General features: G+C 72.2%; 2 protein-coding genes. Both read left to right on the plus strand.

The genetic code is table 11. From position 1 onward, the window contains the following. Window positions 1–154: 154 nt before the first annotated feature. Window positions 155–3,457, plus strand: coding sequence for a bifunctional lysylphosphatidylglycerol synthetase/lysine--tRNA ligase LysX (gene lysX / locus ACQKIP_RS41200; protein WP_365865133.1), 3,303 nt, complete (start codon window positions 155–157; stop codon window positions 3,455–3,457). 95 nt (window positions 3,458–3,552) lie between these two features. Further along, window positions 3,553–4,226 (plus strand): polysaccharide deacetylase family protein (locus ACQKIP_RS41205; protein ID WP_427745356.1); only part of this gene is annotated, 674 nt, incomplete at its 3' end.

Below are 4,226 nucleotides of genomic sequence, written 5' to 3' on the forward strand. Positions count from 1 at the left end.
ACCCAGGACGACGTGGCGCGACGCATGTTCGTGAGCCTGTCCCTCTATCGCAAGCTCGAGAACGGTGAACGCCCCATGTCGCCGGCCTCCGTTGCGGGCAGGCGGCGCCCCGGCTCGACGAGCGACGCGGCCCGACCCTTCCTAGGGTCGGTTCATGAGCACCAGCGTGGAGAGTGCCGCCACCGCGCCGCCGCGGCACGCGAGAGACCGCTTCCTGGGACGCGTGCCGGAGGGGTTCGCCGCCTTCTTCGGCATCCTGGGTCTCTTCTGCGCGGTCCTGGCGATCATCGCCCCGCTGCGTCATCTCCTGCGCCCGCTGGTGCGCGTCCTGGACCTCCTCACGGTCCCGGTGAGCCCGAACCTGGCGTACGCCGTCTTCCTCTTCCTTCTCGCCGCGGCGACAGCAGCCCGCAAGAAGGTCGCGTGGTGGCTGGTCATCATCTACCTGGGGCTGCTCCTCGCCTTCGACGTGCTCGGCATCGCCCTCGGTTTCTGGGCGGACTCGCTGCCCTCCCTGATCGTCTGCTCCGTCGCCTTCGTCCTGCTGGTCATGGCCCGCAAGGAGTTCTCCGCGGACTCCCGCCGCGGCGCCGTCCGGCGGGCCGTCCTCGTACTCGTGGCGGGCCTCGCCCTGGCGGTCCTGCTCGGCTGGGGTCTCGTCGCGCTCTTCCCGGGGACGCTGCCGCGCGGCCAGGCACTGCTGTGGGCGGCGGACCGCGTCTGCGGCGGGCTCTTCACCGGCGGCGACTACTTCGACGGCAGGCCACCGCGCGCCCTGCACTTCTGGCTCGGTCTGTTCGGCGCCCTCGCGCTCCTGAACGCCGCGGCGACCCTCTTCCGCTCCCAGCGCATGGAAGCCGCCCTGCACGGCGACGAGGAACCCCGCATCCGCGCCCTCCTGGGCACATACGGTGCCCGGGACTCCCTCGGCTACTTCGCCACCCGGCGCGACAAGGCCGTGGTCTTCTCGCCCAGCGGCAAGGCCGCCGTCACCTACCGCGTCGAGGCGGGCGTCTGCCTGGCCAGCGGCGATCCCGTCGGCGACCGCGAGGCCTGGCCGCACGCGATCGGCGCCTGGCTCGACGTGGCCCGGCAGTACGCCTGGGCCCCGGCCGTGATGGGCGCCTCCGAGGAGGGCGCCACCGCCTACGCACGCTGCGGGCTCGGCGCGCTCCAGCTCGGCGACGAGGCGATCCTGCACGTGGCGGACTTCGACCTGGACGGGCGCGACATGCGCGTCACCCGGCAGGCCGTGAACCGCGTCCGGCGCACCGGCGCCACCACCCGCATCCGCCGCCACTCCACCCTCACCGACGAGGAGATGGAGGAGATCATCGACAAGGCGGACGCCTGGCGGGACACCGAGACCGAGCGCGGCTTCTCGATGGCCCTGGACCGCCTCGGCGACCCCGAGGACGGCGACTGCCTGCTCGTCGAGGCCCTGGACGCCGACGGCCGGCTCATCGCCCTGCTCTCCCTGGTCCCCTGGGGCAAGGACGGCATCTCCCTCGACCTGATGCGCCGCGACCGGGCCACCGCGCCCAACGGCGTCATGGAGTTCATGGTCGCCGAGCTGTGCGAGGGCGCGGGCAAGTCGGGGGTGCGCCGCATCTCCCTGAACTTCGCCGTGTTCCGCTCGGTCTTCGAGGAGGGCGCCCGCATCGGCGCCGGGCCCGTCCTGCGCCTGTGGCGTGGGCTGCTCCTCTTCTTCTCCAAGTGGTGGCAGCTCGAAGCCCTCTACCGCTCCAACGCCAAGTACCACCCCGAGTGGTATCCCCGCTTCATCTGTTACGGAGACGCCGGAGCCCTCGCCCGGATCAGCCTGGCGTCGGGCATCGCCGAAGGCTTCGTCTCCGTGCCCTCGCTGCGCAAGCTCTGGGGCAAGGGCCACGGGACCAGGGGCGTCACCAAGCCCGCGAGCACGGCGGGACTCCCGCCGATCTCCGCACTCGGCCTCGCGGGCCAGGGGGACGACGCGGACACCGACCCGCTGGCCGCACTGCCCGACCAGGTCCGCGTGCGCCACCGCAAGCTCGACCGGCTGCGCGCCGACGGCGTCGAGCCCTACCCGGTGGGCCTCCCGCCGCGCACCCACACCCTGGCCGAGGTGCTGCCCGCCCTGACGGGGGAGCAGGTCACGGTCGCGGGCCGCGTCATGCTCGTACGCGACTTCGGCGGGGTCGTCTTCGCCGTCCTGCGCGACTGGTCGGGGGACCGGCAGCTCGCCCTGTCGCGCGACCGTTCGGGCCCCGGCGTTCTGGACCGCTTCGCGTCCGGCACCGACATCGGCGACCACATCACCGCCACCGGCACGGTCGGCACCAGCGACAAGGGCGAGCTCACCGTCTTCGTCACCTCCTGGCACCTCACCGGCAAGTGCCTGCGCCCGCTGCCCGACAAGCGCCGCGGACTCGCCGACCCCGAGGCCAAGGTCCGCCGCCGCTATCTCGACCTGGTGGCGAGCCCGGAGGCCCGCGACGTCGTCCGGGCCCGCTCCACCGCCGTACAGGCGCTGCGGCAGGGACTCCTGGACCGCGGCTATCTGGAGGTCGAGACGCCGATGCTCCAGCAGATCCACGGCGGCGCCAACGCCCGCCCCTTCACCACCCACATCAACGCCTACGACCTCGACCTCTATCTGCGCATCGCGCCCGAGCTGTATCTGAAGCGGCTCTGCGTCGGCGGCATGGAGAAGGTCTTCGAGATGGGCCGCACCTTCCGCAACGAAGGCGTGAGCTACAAGCACAACCCCGAGTTCACGATGCTGGAGGCCTACCAGGCGTTCGCCGACTACGACGTGATGCTCGACCTCACCCGCGAACTCATCCAGGGCGCGGCCACCGCCGCCTTCGGCGCACCGATCGCCCGCAAGGCCGACACCCGGGGACGCCTGACCGAGCACGACATCTCCGGGCGGTGGCCGGTCAAGACGGTCTACGGGGCGATCTCCGAGGCGCTCGGCGAGGAGGTCGACGCGGACACCGCGCTGCCGCGGCTCCAGGGGCTGTGCGATCGCGCCGGCGTCCCGTACAAGCCCGACGACGCCCGCGGTGACGTCGTCCTCGAAATGTACGAGCGGCTCGTCGAGGAGAAGACGAAGCTGCCCACCTTCTACAAGGACTTCCCGACCGACGTCTCACCGCTGACCCGCCAGCACCGCACGGACCCGCGCCTCGCCGAGCGCTGGGACCTGGTCGCCTTCGGCACCGAACTGGGCACCGCCTACTCGGAGTTGACCGACCCCGTCGAGCAGCGCCGCCGCCTCACCGCGCAGTCGCTGCTCGCCGCCGGGGGAGACCCGGAGGCGATGGAACTGGACGAGGACTTCCTCGACGCCCTGGAGTACGCGATGCCGCCCACCGGAGGGCTCGGCATCGGCGTCGACCGCCTGGTCATGTTCCTCACCGGCCTGACGATCCGGGAGACGCTGCCCTTCCCGCTCGTGCGCCGCCGCTGATCCGCTCCTGTTCGTGCTGGTCCCATCGGGTGCTTTCGCGGGGTGCCGTGGTGTTGGTGTTCCGCGCCGGGCTTCCGCCATGCGACGGATTAGTCATGAAAAAGGATCAGATGACTCCAGGGCGCCGCGCACTCCTGCGCGGCGCCGCTGTCTTCGGTCTGGCCGCGACCGCCGGCTGCGCGGCCACGGAGCGGCCGGGCACACCGGCTCCCGCGGCCCCCACGGCTTCCGGCGGCGCCGCGGCCGGCGGCCCGCCCGCCGCACGCGCCCAGGCGCCCTCCGCCTACCGCCTCCAGCCCATGGCGGGCAACGGCCCCCCGCATGCCGCGCGCCGCATGCCCCGCGTCCGCAGGGAACCGATCCTGCGCATGGACGGGAAGGACCGCACCATGGTCCTGACCTTCGACGACGGGCCCGACCCCCGCTACACGCCGGGCATCCTGCAGACCCTGCGCCGCCACGACGTCCGCGCCATGTTCTTCGTCTGCGGCGAGATGGCCGCCGACAACCGCGACCTGCTGCGCGAGATGGCCGACGACGGGCATCTGATCGGCAACCACACCTGGTCCCATCCGCTCCTGCCGAAAATGAGCCGGAGCGCGATGCGGGTGGAGATCGAGCGCACCTGCGAAGTCGTCGAGGAGGCCGTGGGCGAACCCCCCGCCTGGTTCCGCGCCCCCTACGGCGCCTGGAACCGCAACGCCTTCCAGCTGGGCGCCGAGCTGGGCATGGAGCCGCTCGCCTGGACCGTCGACACCCTGGACTGTAC

Source organism: Streptomyces sp. NPDC059900 (assembly GCF_050270335.1).
In the GTDB taxonomy this organism is placed as follows: domain Bacteria; phylum Actinomycetota; class Actinomycetes; order Streptomycetales; family Streptomycetaceae; genus Streptomyces.

Coding starts and splice junctions, on each gene's coding strand:
- lysX (WP_365865133.1), top strand. CDS start 155: ATGAGCACCAGCGTGGAGAGTGCCGCCACCGCGCCGCCGCGGCACGCG.